Source organism: Butyricicoccus pullicaecorum DSM 23266, from assembly GCF_900167005.1.
GTDB classification, from domain to species: domain Bacteria; phylum Bacillota; class Clostridia; order Oscillospirales; family Butyricicoccaceae; genus Butyricicoccus; species Butyricicoccus pullicaecorum.
Genome location: NZ_FUXW01000019.1, coordinates 29,619 through 42,710, shown reverse-complemented (window position 1 = coordinate 42,710; position 13,092 = coordinate 29,619). Strand labels below are relative to the sequence as shown.

9 protein-coding genes and 1 pseudogene are annotated in these 13,092 nt (G+C 52.6%); 3 read left to right on the top strand and 7 right to left on the bottom strand.

All coding sequences use genetic code 11. The features are described from left to right. Positions 1–351 precede the first annotated feature (351 nt). The 4 genes and pseudogenes from B5D52_RS14730 to B5D52_RS14715 all read right to left on the bottom strand — a co-directional run bounded on the left by B5D52_RS14730 (position 352) and on the right by B5D52_RS14715 (position 2,516). Positions 352–756 carry a DUF2871 domain-containing protein gene (locus tag B5D52_RS14730; protein ID WP_016147051.1) on the bottom strand — a complete coding sequence of 135 codons (405 nt, stop codon included), beginning with the start codon at positions 754–756 and terminating at the stop codon, positions 352–354. Positions 757–769: 13 nt separating this feature from the next. After that, a pseudogene (locus B5D52_RS14725) lies at positions 770–1,434 on the bottom strand (hypothetical protein). Between the two features lie 2 nt (positions 1,435–1,436). Then, the gene (locus B5D52_RS14720; protein WP_016147049.1) at positions 1,437–1,889 is read right to left on the bottom strand and encodes a hypothetical protein; all 453 of its coding nucleotides are present in this window, start codon (positions 1,887–1,889) and stop codon (positions 1,437–1,439) included. Positions 1,890–1,946: 57 nt separating this feature from the next. Then, on the bottom strand, positions 1,947–2,516 hold the full coding sequence (locus tag B5D52_RS14715) for a TetR/AcrR family transcriptional regulator (RefSeq protein ID WP_016147048.1): 570 nt from the start codon (positions 2,514–2,516) through the stop codon (positions 1,947–1,949). A 460-nt stretch (positions 2,517–2,976) separates the two neighbouring features. Between B5D52_RS14715 and B5D52_RS14710 the strand changes: the two genes are divergently transcribed. The 3 genes from B5D52_RS14710 to ade all read left to right on the top strand — a co-directional run bounded on the left by B5D52_RS14710 (position 2,977) and on the right by ade (position 9,144). Then, positions 2,977–5,586 (top strand): polysaccharide lyase 8 family protein, encoded by a 2,610-nt coding sequence (locus tag B5D52_RS14710; RefSeq protein ID WP_016147047.1) that lies wholly within the window; start codon positions 2,977–2,979, stop codon positions 5,584–5,586. Positions 5,587–6,039: 453 nt separating this feature from the next. Continuing rightward, the gene (locus tag B5D52_RS14705) at positions 6,040–7,419 is read left to right on the top strand and encodes an NCS2 family permease (protein WP_016147046.1); all 1,380 of its coding nucleotides are present in this window, start codon (positions 6,040–6,042) and stop codon (positions 7,417–7,419) included. Positions 7,420–7,443: 24 nt separating this feature from the next. Then, on the top strand, positions 7,444–9,144 hold the full coding sequence (gene ade / locus B5D52_RS14700; protein WP_016147045.1) for an adenine deaminase: 1,701 nt from the start codon (positions 7,444–7,446) through the stop codon (positions 9,142–9,144). A gap of 68 nt (positions 9,145–9,212) precedes the next feature. Here the strand turns inward: ade and B5D52_RS14695 are convergent, their stop codons facing one another. From B5D52_RS14695 to B5D52_RS14685, 3 genes are all read right to left on the bottom strand, one after another. After that, positions 9,213–9,689 carry a GNAT family N-acetyltransferase gene (locus tag B5D52_RS14695; protein WP_016147044.1) on the bottom strand — a complete coding sequence of 159 codons (477 nt, stop codon included), beginning with the start codon at positions 9,687–9,689 and terminating at the stop codon, positions 9,213–9,215. 117 nt (positions 9,690–9,806) lie between these two features. Continuing rightward, positions 9,807–12,182 carry an S-layer homology domain-containing protein gene (locus B5D52_RS14690; RefSeq protein ID WP_016147043.1) on the bottom strand — a complete coding sequence of 792 codons (2,376 nt, stop codon included), beginning with the start codon at positions 12,180–12,182 and terminating at the stop codon, positions 9,807–9,809. Between the two features lie 181 nt (positions 12,183–12,363). Then, positions 12,364–13,092 (bottom strand): ABC transporter permease, encoded by a 729-nt coding sequence (locus B5D52_RS14685; RefSeq protein WP_016147042.1) that lies wholly within the window; start codon positions 13,090–13,092, stop codon positions 12,364–12,366.

The following is a 13,092-nucleotide window of genomic DNA, read 5'->3' as shown; positions in this document are numbered from 1 at the left end:
ACATCGAAGCACGCTACAAGAAGTATCGTAAGCTGGCAGACGAGTCTGCCGACTGATCGGATGCACTCCCCAAATTTCGGCTATAAGGCGGTATCCCGTTGACGCGGATTGCTATGCTCCGTGAAAACATCTCCTACTCTTCCAATGAAAAGCAACCCTCACCACTGCGTAGTATTTTGAATACTAACGGCAACGCAGTTTCTTCTTTTCAAATCAATAGCATACTGTGTTGAAGGTACCACCTTTTATGGCGAAGATCGCGTAAAGCAAAAGATCCCCCGATGCAGATTATCTGCATCGGGGGATCGACTTTTTACCGGAAAACGGTAGAAAATATGGTAATATTCAATTTCACACCTTGCGCTTTATCTGAAGAAGTACAAGCACCAAGGAGATTCCGAGCATGATGTGTCCAATGCCGGCCATACCGGAGATTGCTGCGTTTGCAGCAGGGGAGAGCTGCGTGGCTAAAACCTGAGCAACACCGCGTACGGCGAGCATGATGACCGTCAGATTCAAACCGATGTGATAAACGGTCAGGATGCGTCCGGTTTTCGCATTCGTGAAAGAAAAGTTCTTTTCTAACACGAGAAGCAGCAAGAAAAATACCATGCCCAGCATAAAATAATGGGTATGTAAGAAAGCAAGTGTGGTTTTGGCAGTGAAACCGTTGAATTTGGTGAATTCTCGATAGAACACACCGCCAATCATTGCAAGAATCGCATATACCAATGCGGTATTGATGTATCGTTTCATAAAAAGTCCTCCGTTATTTACATTCCTGCTTCATGGCGAAATATCCGATGAGTACCGTCCATACATAAGCGCAGGTTTTGGGGATCATCAGCATTCCGATCATCGGAATGGTATCTGCCCACAGAACAACCGGGATATAGAACGCGAAGCTTAATACAATCGTCAGCCACATCCAGCGAATGCTTGATCGTTGTGCTGCTTTGCGCTGCGATAAAACAGGACGATAATCAGCAGACCAAGCAGAGCAAAGGGAATGTTACGATAAATACCCCAGGAGAGCGGCGCATCAGCGGAGAGCCATTCATTTTGCGGCATCATGCACAGGATGATACGCAGCGCAGACAGGAGATAGACAGCAGCGGTCAGGTTGTTTTGCCCATGTACTTGATAACGCTGCCGCCAGACATAGTAGAGCAGGACATAGAAAATGGTCATCGTGACCGATGTGATCCACTTGCCAAGGCCCAGAGCAACAGTGTAGTTCTCCAGACCAGTGGTGCACAGAGCCAGCGCACGCGGTACCAGATGAAAGGCATCGCCAGCACCCAAGATTACAGCCATCCAGCCAAACAGACGAAACTGACGGTTTCCTTTGCTGCCGCGGATCATCAGACAGCCGATTGTAATGACTGATGTTAGATAGACAACGTCAAACAGGGTTTCCATGATTGCTTGCATGGTTAATTTCCTCCATTTTCTAATTTGCTGCCGGTTGCAGGTGCGGACAAAACTGCCTTGATGTAGTTTCGGCCAAACAGCAGCCCGGCCAGCAGCAGAGAAGCACCGAGACCAGTATAGAATACGGCGATAAAGCGATCGGGCGCGAGGCCGCTTGTTCGCAGACCGATTCCGCCGCTCATCATGATTGCCATGATGAGAAATGCTTTTCGGTCAAAAAACTTGAGAAAGAAGTGTTTTTCTTCCACGTAAGCACCAATTCTGGCAGAATGCTTGTTGACCAGTTTTCCAAAGATAAATTTTTGAAAGACGGCAAAGACAACGACGGATAAGCATAAATTCAGCACGGTCAAATAGGGTGGATAGGCGAGCAGTCCAATGCGCAGGATGTTGAATCCTGCGGCGCTCCATACTAGACAGGCGAGGAGCAGGAGGGTATTGCGTTTTACGTTCATTTGCATACTCCTTTAAATGAACAGTGTTCAATTTGACGGATGAAAAATCCCACAGCTTTAGTGGGACGATTCATACAGTGTTCTGCGGGTGAGTTCCAATACCGTACTTGGGTCGTAGTCTTGTCGGAGCAAAGCGGACAGCATGAGTGAGAATAAAATATCCGCGAATTTCTCCGGCGTGAAGGCATCGGTAAAGGCATCCGGACGGACGTTGGGGTCACGCTTCAAGACCGTGCATAGACCTTGTAAAATGTGCTGCCAGGTTTGCTGCATGCGTCGTTTTCCGTCCGACTTATCCTCTCGCATGAATCCGAGGGAATGCAGGGTGAAAAAGCCGGGGTATTGTTTGCAGCCGTACGCCATGCGCTCGTAGATCCAGACGATGCAAGCCAGCGTGTCGTGGAAGATTGCGCCGTCGTCCGGACGGTGGAAGATCTCGCACCACACACTTTCGACGGTGGCAGAGACCAGATCGGATTTAGAGTCGAAGTAATTGTAAATCGATCCGACCGATACGCCGCAGGCGGATGCAACAGATCGGATATTGACCGCAGACCAGCCTTGCTGCCGAATCAATTCACGGCTGATTTTTAGAATTTCGTCTTTGGATGTCACAACAGTATTCATTCGATCACCTCAATATGAACAATGTTCATTATAAGCAGCACAGCAGCTCTTGTCAAGCGTTCTGGGGCGTTCGGTGAGCATGCTCAGAGCGAAAATTTGGTAGAATAGAGTACCCTGACTGGTTGGAAAAGACTTGTTTTGTCCATTCAATAAAAGAAGACTGCATCCTTTTCTCACTTTTGGGAAATTGCTGCAAAACACATGGTTTTGTGTCTGTTTGACTGGAAAAATGTGTATATTTCGTGAAGATTTGAGATAAAATGTTGCAAAAACGACGAAAAGACAGTGGAAATATAAGATTATGAATTACTGACAAAAAATTAAAAGTAAATCTGTTTACTTTGCGAAAATAGAATTTTTAATCGAGAAATAATGTTGACAAATCGGTTTACTAATAGTAACCTGTACACATGCTGATTCGATCAGTAAGGAAAGAGAAAGAAAGGTGTTTTGTGGGACTATGAAGAAACTGATTTCGAGCGTTTTGCTTTCGTCCATGCTGCTCAACGCCGGTATGGCACCCGCGCTGGCAGTCTCCAATTACAGCCAGACAGCAACCGCGAATGAAACCAAGAACACGGTAAATGCACAGGAAGCGGCTAATACGCTGATTCGCAACCATTGCCAGTATCTGGCCGGCAATGCAGAGATGAACCAAAATGCGGTTGTCAAGTCCAAGCTCAGCGCGATCGAGAAGAACGCAGAGAAGGCACTCGCGGCATACCAGGGCGTGAAGAATCCGTATGTGATGTTCTCGGGTGACGGCTATGACATGAGTGATGCCAAGACCGTGAACGCTACCCCGGTTACCTCCGATCCCTTCTACAAGAATGCGCAGTATCTCTACGATATGGCACTGGCTTACGCGACCAGCGGCACCAAGTATTACCAGGATGCGGCGCTCAAGCAGAAGCTCATCGATGCGCTCAAGGCATTCTATGAGGTCTATAACAAACACACTTCCTATAAAAACGAAGAGGGCAAGCTGTTCGGCAACTGGTGGAACTGGGAAATTGGTGTGCCGACCAAGATTACTTCCATTCTGGCACTGATGCAGAAGGATGTACAGGCAGCCGACGCCAATCTGATTGCAAACTACATCAAGGCGTTTGACAATCATCTGCGTAACGGTAAGAATGGCGACGTAGACCTGACTTCGGCAACCCATACCGGTACCAACCTCATCGATATCACGGCAAACCGTATGGTGCAGGGTGCGCTGCTGGGTGACACCAAGCGCATCGAAAAGGCTGTCAGTGACATGATGACCGTCTTTAACACCATCGATCCCTATCACATCGTCAACAACAACACCGACGGCGTGTACGCAGACGGCTCGTTTATCCAGCACCACCGCGTTGCCTACACTGGCTCGTATGGCAAGCTGCTCCTGCAAAAGGCAGTATCCTCGCTGTACGTACTCAAGGGAACTCCGTGGCAGCCGCAGGATAAGGTTTCGACCATTGAGAACTGGATTTATAACAGCTTCCTGCCGCTTATCCACGAGGGCTATATGTCCGAGGTTGTGAAGGGACGCGCGGTATCGCGCAGCACGACTGGCTATGCGGATGCAGTCGGCGTCGTCGAGGCAATGACCCTGCTGACCACCTTCCTGTCCGAGAGCAACAGCAAGAAGATGCAGCAGCAGATCAAGTATGTGGTACAGTCCATGCCGGTGAAGTTCAACGAAGCGGGACTCAACCTTCCGGCAATCGAGCCCTACATGGCGATCATGAACGATGCGACCATCACGCCTGCCAATGCAGTCAAGCAGGGAAGTGTTGTATTCAATGCGATGGATCGTAACTTACAGCTCGGCGAGGACTTCACCTTTGCACTGTCGCGCAGCTCCAATCGTATCGCAAAGTACGAGTACATGAGCGGTGAGAACCTCAAGCCTTGGTTCCAGGGTGACGGTGCGTTTTATCTGTACTTGTCCGGTGTTGACCAGACCAAGCAGTACGGCATTGACTATATGACGACTGTCAATCCCTATCGCCTGCCGGGTACGACCGTTCCCAACGAGGCACGCAAGACCATTATGGAGCTGTATGACGGCAGCCAGTTCTATCCCAAGTACACGGCCAGCAGCACCGAGCAGAATGATTACGTGTACTTCCCGGTCGGCACCAATACCTTCTCGGGCAGCGTATCGCTGAAGGCAGACGGTGTCAGCATGGCTGGCATGCAGCTCGGCGATGACAACGGCTATGTTGCCAAGCAGAAGGGCCTTCTGCCCGACGACTTTGTCGCTTATAAGAATGCAACCGGCAATAAGTCCTGGTTCCTGATGAACGATCAGATCGTCTTCCTGGGTTCGGGTATCGGAGACACGCAGAAGCGTGACGTGACGACCACCATTGACAACCGTATGTCGGCACCCGATGCCAAGATTACAGTCACGGCACAGGATAAGGCAGGCAAGGCGGTTGCCGTGAAGGAAGGCAAGTACAGCAACCTGCAGTGGCTGTGCTATCAGGATGAGTCGCTCAAGACCGGCGTGGGTTATTACTTCCCGCAGACCAAGGAAATCAAGATCGAGACCCCGACCATTACGGCAAATCAGAAGGATATCCGCAATGTGTCCAGCCAGACTGATAACATGATCACCGAAAAGTACTTCACCATGACCTATGAGCATGGAAAGAAGACCGATGATTCGTATAGCTACGTTCTGGTACCCAACGCAACCGCAGAGGAAATGAAGCAGTATGCAGCTGCGCCCTCGATCGAGATTGTAGAAAACTCCAAGACCATCCACGCAGTACGTGATACCAAGGACAACATCACGGCAATCAACTTCTTTGAGGCCGGCAAGACCGCAGGCGTACAGTCGTCCAAGCCGCTGTCTCTGCTGATGAAGCAGGCAGATGGCAAGACCACCATTGCGCTGTCCGATCCGCTGTTTACGCAGGACACCATCAAGGTTGTTCTTGATCTGCCCAATGCAAAGGTTGTTACCAAGGACGACCGCATCCAGGCAGTTTGCACGAAGGATCAGGTAACCCTGACCTTTAACGCCAAGGAGTTCTATGGCGGCAGCGCAGAGATCACTTTACAGCAAGCCTAATCAACAAAATCCATGCAAATAAAGAAAAACGGAAAGCTACCTCCTCCTTTCAGACCTACCGTTTTTCACGCCGGTATCAATTTGTGATACCGGCGTCTTTTTTTCATTTTTCCTACCAAATTGCGGTTGATTGAAACAGTACAATGATAAATGTGCGAGGAGCAAAAACAGTAAATATGTAACCAGTGTGTCTTACGTGGAGACGGAAGAATGCTTTGTGGAAAATGCTGGAAGAGAATGGGATAACGTAAAAAGTGGAAGTATAATATTGACAATTTAAGTGAAAGAGAATATGATAAAGGCATATAGAAGACCTCGTGAAAACTGAGGAAATAAACTTGGGAAATGGCTGCAAAAAACAGTCCCGAAAGCGTATAACATCACCGTTGGGAACTGTCTTTGGCAGCTTTTATTTTTCAATACTTTTACCACAAGAAGAAAGAAGGGGATTGTATGACCAGTCTGTTGCAACGTGTATTTCACTTGCAGGAGCACCACACCGATGTCAAAACCGAGGTAGTTGCGGGAATTACGACCTTTATGACCATGGCGTATATTCTTGCAGTTAACCCGAACATCTTGGCGGCATCCGGCATGGATTCAGGAGCAGTCTTTACTGCAACGGCACTCTCCGCCTGCCTGGCAACCATTCTGATGGCGGTATTTTCAAACTATCCGTTTGTACTTGCACCCGGTATGGGCCTGAACGCATTTTTTGCCTATACTGTCGTCATGCAAATGGGCTATACCTGGCAGGTTGCGCTCGCAGCGGTCTTTGTGGAAGGCATTATTTTTATCGTGCTTTCGCTGACCAACATTCGTGAAGCAATTTTTAACTGTATTCCGCAGTCGCTGAAATTTGGTGTTACCTGTGGTATCGGTCTGTTTATTGCATTTATCGGCCTGCAAAATGCAAAGCTGGTCGTAGACGGCTCGACGCTGGTTGCGATTTATCCGTTCAAGGCAGCGATTGCCGACGGCCGTATCTTCTCGGAAGGCATGGGCGCACTGTTGGCGCTGGTCGGTATTATCCTGACCGTCATTCTGCTGGTACGCAAGGTGCCGGGTGCAATTCTGATCGGTATTCTGGCAACCTGGGGCATCGGTATCGTGTGCCAGCTGGCTGGACTGTATGTGCCCAACCCGGAACTGGGCATGTACTCGGTATTGCCCGACCTGTCCGCGGGATTCTCTATTCCTTCGATCTCGGCAACCTTCTTTAAGATGGACTTTACCGGACTGCTCAGCTTCAATTTTGTCACCATTATGCTGTCGTTCCTGTTCGTCGATCTGTTTGATACCTTAGGCACGCTGATCGGTGTTGCGTCCAAGGCAGACATGTTGGACGCAGAGGGTAAGCTGCCCAAGATCAAGGGTGCACTGCTCGCCGATGCAATCGGCACGACGGCAGGTGCTGTGCTGGGTACTTCGACGGTCACCACCTTTGTCGAGAGCTCTTCGGGTGTTGTTGCAGGCGGCCGCACCGGCCTGACCTCTGTGGTATCGGCACTGCTGTTTGGACTTTCGCTGTTCCTGTCGCCGATTTTCCTGGCGATTCCGTCTTTTGCAACCGCACCGGCTCTGGTCGTTGTCGGCTTTATGATGCTGGAAACCATCGTGAAGATCAACTTTGACGATATGAGCGAGGCGGTACCGGCGTTTATTGCAACGATTGCCATGCCGTTTATGTACTCGATCTCCGAAGGTATCTCACTTGGTGTCATTTCGTATGTATTCATCAATCTGATTTCGGGCAAAGTGAAGGACAAGAAGATTCACTGGCTGATGTATGTGCTTGCGATCGTGTTTATTCTCAAGTACATCTTCGTGTAAGCGCAAAGAAAGGAAAGTTTGGTTATGGAGCATTGTCTGGTTGATGTAGCGCAGAATCAGATTCCAGCCCAGCTGATTTTGCGGAATGCAAAGATTGTGGATGTCTTTACAGGCAGCATTTATCCGGCAGACATTGCGATTGCCAATGGAAAGATTGCCGGAATCGGGCATTATGAAACAGGAGAGACCGTGATTGACTTACAGGGGCGGTATGTCAGTCCGGGACTCATTAACGCGCACTGCCACGTAGAGTCCTCTATGGCTGCACCGGGCTATTACTGCATGGAGGAACTGCGCTGGGGTGTCACGACGCTGATTACCGACCCGCATGAGATTGCCAATGTTGCCGGTACGGCAGGCATCCGGTATATGCTGGATGCAACCCGTGATCTGCCCATCAATTACTATGTGCAGATGCCGTCTTGCGTACCGGCGACCCCGTTTGAGCATGCAGGCTGCGTGCTGGATGCAGAGCAGATGCGCGAGATTGCCGACGAACCGGGCGTGCTGGGACTGGGGGAAGTCATGAACGTCCTGGGTGTCCTGTCGCACGATCAAGCGGTCTGTGAAAAGCTGGATTTGTTTGCCGGACGGCCGATTGACGGACATGCACCGGGACTCACCGGTGAAGCCTTGCAGGCATATGCAGCGGCGGGTATCCAGACCGACCATGAATCTTCTACGTGGGAGGAAGCGCGCGCCAAGCTGCGCGCAGGTATTGCCGTTCTGGTGCGTGAGGGCAGCGCGTGCAGAAACTTACAGGCCATCATTGCGGGTGTCGTTGCCGACGGCGCAAGCGTCTCGCGTATGGCGTTCTGCACCGATGATAAGCACTTGGCAGACATCCATAGAGAAGGCACGATTCGATGGTGCGTCAAGCAGGCGGTCGCCTGCGGACTGCCAGCCATGTCGGCCTTGCAGATGGCGACCATTCACGCGGCGCAGATTTATGGACTGCCCAGAGTCGGTGCGATTGCACCGGGCTGGTGGGCGGATTTGGTCGTATGGGAGGACTTGGAATCGTGGATGCCGCACCGGGTATACCATCACGGTATGCCGGTTGATCCCGATGGGCAAATTTTGGTGCAGCACCCGACACAGGCCTTGCGCGAGTCGGTGCACGTCGGTGCGCTTCCGGCACAGCCCTTTGCGCTGCCGCGTTATCCGGATGACATGCAGCCGGTCATGGAAATGGTGCCGCATGAGATATTGACCAACACGGCTTGGATGGCACAGGCAGAGGTGCCGCAGGCGCTTGCGCAGGGAACGCTGTGTAAGATTGCTGTACTGGAACGCCACCACGAGACTGGCAACATCGGTGTAGGCCTTATCCGCGGATACGGCTTGCAGAATGGCGCGATTGCGACAACGGTCGCCCATGACTCGCACAACATGATTGTCGTGGGCATCAACGATGCCGACATGCTGGCGGCGGTGCACGAGCTTATGCGCGTGCAGGGCGGATATACCATCGTGCGGCAGGGAAAGGTCGTGGACACGCTGCCGCTTCCCATTTGCGGCTTGATGTCCGAGGACACACCCGACCGCTTGACCATCCGTTTGGAAGAGCTGAGCCAGAAAGCGCATGAAATGGGCGTATCGGAGACCGCCGACCCATTCATCACCCTGAGTTTTATGGCGCTGCCGGTCATTCCGTCTCTGCGCATTACCGACATGGGTATGTTTGATGTTGAGCGCTTCCAGTTCATCGAGCGAGCCGAATAACAAAAGAATATGCAGACAGCCCTTCGGGAGAGCATCCCGGAGGGCTGTTTTGTGTCCTGTAAGATTGTTCAGTCGTCCAAGCGCTTGCGCAGGACGTTTTCCCGGATGCCGTCGCGGTACAGATCATCGATCAGCGCGCATTTGCGGAAGCCGAACGAGGTATACAGCGCACGGGCACGGGGGTTAAAGTGGCTGACGCAGATGAAGATTTGACGCGCACCCATCTGGCGAGAAATGCGCTCAAACGCTTGCAGCAGGCTGTGACCGACACCCTGACCGCGCCATTGCTTTTTGACACCGAGCAGAGCCAGATACGGCCACGCACCGAACATGCCCTGCCATTCGCACTGCATCAGGCCGACGGCTTCGCCGGTATGTCGATAGGCGATGAGGACCGCACCGCGCGCCAGCGCATCGGACAGGATTGCGCGCAGCGTGCGTTCTTCGTCGGGCGCATAGTAGTGTTCATAGAGTGCGCTGTCGCGCAGAATTTCCAGATATTCTTCCAGTCGTTCGGGTTGTCCGGGTGCAATCTGTACGTCCATAGATGCAGCCTCCTCGATGAGTCGTTACCATTATCTTATCATGAATACCGGTCGGACACAATGAGCGCTTTGTACAACCACAAGCGTTCTTTTTTGACAAAAGGAGAAAGGGAGGAGTTAAGCATACTGCTCGGAGAACCGCATGAGCATCATTGCGGCCTGTGCGCGGGTGGTTTCGCCCTGCGGTGCCAGTGTGTCGCCCATACCGGTGATGACACCGCTGCCGACCGCCCACTGCATAGCCGGGATGGCATATTCGCTGACAGACGAGACATCGGTATAAGAGAGGATGTTGGTATTCTCGCCCACGCTCACATCATAGCCCTGCTTCTGTGCGAAGCGGTAGAGCATGACGGCGAACTGTTCGCGGGTGATGGGGTCGCCGGTGCCGAAGGAACCGTTGCCGTAGCCGCCGACAATGCCCTCGCTGGAAGCCCAGCGGACAGCCTCGGCATACCACTGATCTGCGGATACATCGGCAAAATCCATCGCGTAGTTCACGACCGGACTGCCAGCCATACGCCAAAGGATGGTGGCGATCATGGAACGGGAGGTGGTGAGATCGGGGGAGAAGGTCGTGTCGCTCGTGCCGGTCATCAGGCCGTTTTCATAGACGTACTGGACGGCCTCTGCGTACCAGGCATCCGCCGGGACATCGGAGAAATCCGCGGTCTCGTCCTCGATCGGCGCAAAGGATACGGCAATCTCAACGTCGCCCTTCGGCATCTGGAAGGTAAACTTGCCGTCGCCCTTGTCGTTAAGGTCGAGCTTGTCGCCGTCCTCGTCATAGACCGCGAGCTTGTCCAGCCGATAGCCGTCGTCCGGGGTGACGGTCACGGTGACCGTGTCGCCCTTTTCGGCCTTGGAGGGACTTACCTTGACCGAGCCGTTCTCGACATCGGACGGGGTTTCGATCTCATAGCGGTCGGAAGAGGCCGTCGTTGTGCTGCCGGCATCCGGATGGTGTGCGCCGCCGCTGGAATCGCGGTCAAAGACTGCCTTGACGGTCACATCTCTCGCCGGCATGGTAAAGGTGTTGTTCGTAATGGTAATGTCGCCGGAAACGACTTCCCAACGGTCAAAGTGATAGCCGCTGTTCGGCGTAGCGGTCAGGGTGATGAGCGTTCCTTCCGGAGCAGAAGTCTGGGAAGCGAACGCGGTGCCGTTGCCGTCGGTCTCCATCTTTATGGAGTAAGTAGGAATGGCGGTCACGGTCAATGTGGCGGCGTCACTTGTCACTTTACCTATATTGTTTTCCACAACACAACGGTATTGCGTGCCGTTCATGTCCATTGTGGTAGTCGCAATGGTATAGGTGGCGTTGGTTTCGCCTGTAATATCCGTCCAGCTGCTTCCGTTATCGGTACTTTGCTGCCACTGATAGGACAGGTTTTCGCCAGTGACCGCAACGGTAAAGGTGGCAGTGTTTCCCTCGGTCACAGTCTGGGCTGTCGGCTGGGTCGTGATGGCGGGAGCATAAACAACTTCGCCGCCCGCATCGCCTGTTAGAGTGCCGCCGCTCTCCACATTGATGGTGCCGTTGTTGGTTAGCTTGCCATTACTGTTAAGAGAGGAACCATCCGGGATGGTCAGGCTCTCGCCCTCGCCAATCTTCAAATCCTCCTGCAAGGTCACATCGCCGTACACGGTGCCATTCTTGCCGTCAAAGACGATGCCGCCGCTGCTGTCCGCGCCGATCTGAATGTCAGTGCTGGAATCATCGCTGATCCCGCCATTTCGGGTGTCTACAATGGCATGATCGGTGACAGTCAGGCTGGTGGTAGCGCTGGTAACCCCATGTGATCCCACAACAAACTGTATCCCATCCCCGCTTGTGCCGCCGCTGGCGGTCAGGCTGCCGCCGTCGACGGAAAGAGAGATATTCGGGGAGCCGGTGGCATTCGCGCTGGACTGCACACAGACGCCGGCGTAGCCAGAATTGGTTTGAGTAGTCTTTGCCACGACAGACGCGTCGTTGATGGTAAGGGAGGCGTTGCCTGTTCCGCTTTTGACAAATATTCCGTAAAAAGAACCAGATACTTCCAGGCTGCCATTGTTTTCACCCGTAATAGTCAGGGAGGCGTCTGTACCATTGCTGTCCGCGCTTATCTCTGCATTCACATAAATCCCATAGTAGCCTGTGATGGTATTCTCGCCAATCAGTTTGATAGTCAGGGTAACTGATTGACCGTTGCTGCACTGAGCATAGATCCCGGCGCCATAAGGAACTGACCCGGTAGAAGTTCCTCCCTGAATCGTCGCGCCGTTCAGCGTCAGGGTTCCGTTGCCATCGTAATAGACATTGTAGTCATTTTCACTACCAGTTTCAAAGTTTCCTTCAGTAGTTGTTTTCCAATAGCCTCTCGCTGTAATTTGTGTCCGGCCCACCCAAAGTGTACCAGGCGCATCTTCTCCCGCCGCCAGCGCCGTGACGGGCAGCAGCCCCAGGCAGAGGGCCAGGACGATCAAGAGACTCAATATTCGTTTTCGCATACAGTTTGTCCTCCTTTTGTCGTTTCTTTCGGATATGATTTGGATACACAATCCCCGGATGACCCGGCTTGCGCCGCGCCCGCAGATGGCTGTCCGCGTTCCGTATGGATTCTGGTATCATAGATTCCTCCTTTTCCTATTATTGTAACCGAAAACAGACAAATTTGCAAGTTTTGGAGGGCTATTCTGCCGCAATCTCACGCCGCTTGAGATACCAAAGCGCGAGAAAAACAAAAACAATACCGTAGATCAGCACAGAGAGCAGGAAGGAAAACGGACGCAGTACCATCTGGGGGTTGTTGGCGCGCATGCCCAGACATAACAGCGAGTAGGGAAAGGCATAGCCCAGACCGCGTGCGGTGAACAAAAGACCGGCAATGCCGCCGATCAGAGCCAAGGCCACCGGCGGGGCAAAGGCACGGATGATGAGGCTCAAAAAGAGCTGTACCGCACAGACCGCGACCCCGCCCAGCGCACCATAGAGCAGCCACGAGAGCAGTTCGGGCGGTATGGGAGCAGAGAGCCCGGCGATTTTGCCGCTGAGCAGGAACAGCACCCCGATGCAGCCTTGTGCCAGTACCGACACCCCGGCAGCGAGAATCAGCTTTGCCGCATACAGATCGCGCACCGGTACCGGGGCGGTGAGAAAGCTGTTCCAGTTGTGGTCGGTGTGCTCGAGCCGCCATTGCCAGGAACAGAACACACCCAGCAGCGCAGGCAGAAAGAACATGGAGGAGAACAGCGTGTGCTGACTCCACAGACTGTACCATCCGTTTCCCAGCGCGTCCAGATTGCTTAAATAGTTCCCAGTTCCCAGAATTGCGGGAAAGATGGGCAGTACCAGAAAGGCCAGCCATACCGGGGAACGACGGCATTTTTGCAGTTCTGCATTCAGACAGCGAAGCAGCAT

Coding starts and splice junctions, on each gene's coding strand:
- B5D52_RS14705 (WP_016147046.1), top strand. CDS start 6,040: ATGACCAGTCTGTTGCAACGTGTATTTCACTTGCAGGAGCACCACACC.
- B5D52_RS14690 (WP_016147043.1), bottom strand. CDS start 12,182: ATGCGAAAACGAATATTGAGTCTCTTGATCGTCCTGGCCCTCTGCCTG.
- B5D52_RS14730 (WP_016147051.1), bottom strand. CDS start 756: ATGAAACGATACATCAATACCGCATTGGTATATGCGATTCTTGCAATG.
- B5D52_RS14710 (WP_016147047.1), top strand. CDS start 2,977: ATGAAGAAACTGATTTCGAGCGTTTTGCTTTCGTCCATGCTGCTCAAC.
- B5D52_RS14695 (WP_016147044.1), bottom strand. CDS start 9,689: ATGGACGTACAGATTGCACCCGGACAACCCGAACGACTGGAAGAATAT.
- B5D52_RS14685 (WP_016147042.1), bottom strand. CDS start 13,092: ATGCTGCTTCGCTGTCTGAATGCAGAACTGCAAAAATGCCGTCGTTCC.
- B5D52_RS14720 (WP_016147049.1), bottom strand. CDS start 1,889: ATGAACGTAAAACGCAATACCCTCCTGCTCCTCGCCTGTCTAGTATGG.
- ade (WP_016147045.1), top strand. CDS start 7,444: ATGGAGCATTGTCTGGTTGATGTAGCGCAGAATCAGATTCCAGCCCAG.
- B5D52_RS14715 (WP_016147048.1), bottom strand. CDS start 2,516: ATGAATACTGTTGTGACATCCAAAGACGAAATTCTAAAAATCAGCCGT.